General features: G+C 66.2%; 1 protein-coding gene. It reads left to right on the forward strand.

All coding sequences use genetic code 11. The features are described from left to right. Positions 1–1154, forward strand: a 1154-nt coding sequence (locus PY650_RS36475) for a methyl-accepting chemotaxis protein (protein ID WP_285884950.1), incomplete at its 5' end; no start/stop codon positions are given. Positions 1155–1188 lie beyond the last annotated feature (34 nt).

The raw sequence follows: 1188 nt of genomic DNA on the forward strand, positions 1-1188 counted from the left end.
CCGCATTGAAGGCCGTTGCCGACGAAGACGTGAAGGTGGCAATCCCGCATGTCGGCATGGGCAATGAAATCGGCCTGATGGCCAAGGCTACCCTGGCGCTGCAGGAAAAGATCCGCGAACGCCATGCACTGAGCGAGCGCCAGGCAGCCCAAGAGCAGGAAATCAATGCCGAGCGCCAGCAGAACCTGCGCCAGCAGCAGGACGAAGCCCAGGAACAGGCCCGCGTCGTCGCCACCATCGGCCGGGCGCTCGAAGACCTCGCCCACGGCGATCTGACCGTGCGCTGCGGCGATATCGGGACCAGCTATGCCGGCCTGCGCAACAACTTCAACGAAGCGCTATCGCATCTGGAAGCCGCCATGGGCCGGGTCAACGCCAAGGGCAACGACATCGGCGTCTCCAAGGAAGAGATCCGCCGCGCCTCCAACGAGCTGTCCCAGCGCACCGAACGCCAGGCCGCCAGCCTGGAGGAAACCTCGGCCGCACTCGACGAACTCACCGTTGCCGTGCGCCAGACCGCCGAAGGCGCGCATGAGGCCAGCAAGCGCGTGCATGCCGTCTCGACCGAGGCCTCACGCTCCGACGCCGTCGTCGCCCAGGCGATTGACGCTATGAGCGGCATCGAGAAGTCGTCCGAAGAGATCGGCAAGATCATCGGCGTCATCGACGAGATCGCCTTCCAGACCAATCTTCTGGCGCTCAATGCCGGCGTCGAGGCGGCCCGGGCCGGTGAATCCGGCAAGGGCTTTGCCGTCGTCGCCCAGGAAGTGCGCGAACTGGCGCAGCGCTCTGCTGCCGCCGCCAAGGAGATCAAGGACCAGATCGCCCGCTCCTCCGGCCAGGTCGACCAGGGTGTTCGGTTGGTCGGCGAGGCCGGCGAGGCCTTGAAGCGCATCTCCGACCAGATCAAGGCCGCCAACGAGATCGTCTCGAAGATCGCCCACAGCGCCTCCGAACAGGACACGACGCTACGCTCGATCTCGTCGTCGATGAACCAGCTCGATGCCGCCACGCAGCAGAATGCCGCCATGGCGGAAGAAACCACCGCCTCTGCCGAAACGCTCGCCGCCGACACCGAGGACCTGCTCGGGCTCATCCGCGGCTTCCGCGTCAACGACGGCCGTCCGATGGCACAAAGCCGCCGCGCCGCCTAAAGCCGCAGCCAAACAGCCACACCGAACCGCCGGG

The sequence above is a fragment of the Martinezella calliandrae genome (assembly GCF_030272695.1).
In the GTDB taxonomy this organism is placed as follows: Bacteria; Pseudomonadota; Alphaproteobacteria; order Rhizobiales; family Rhizobiaceae; genus Rhizobium; species Rhizobium calliandrae.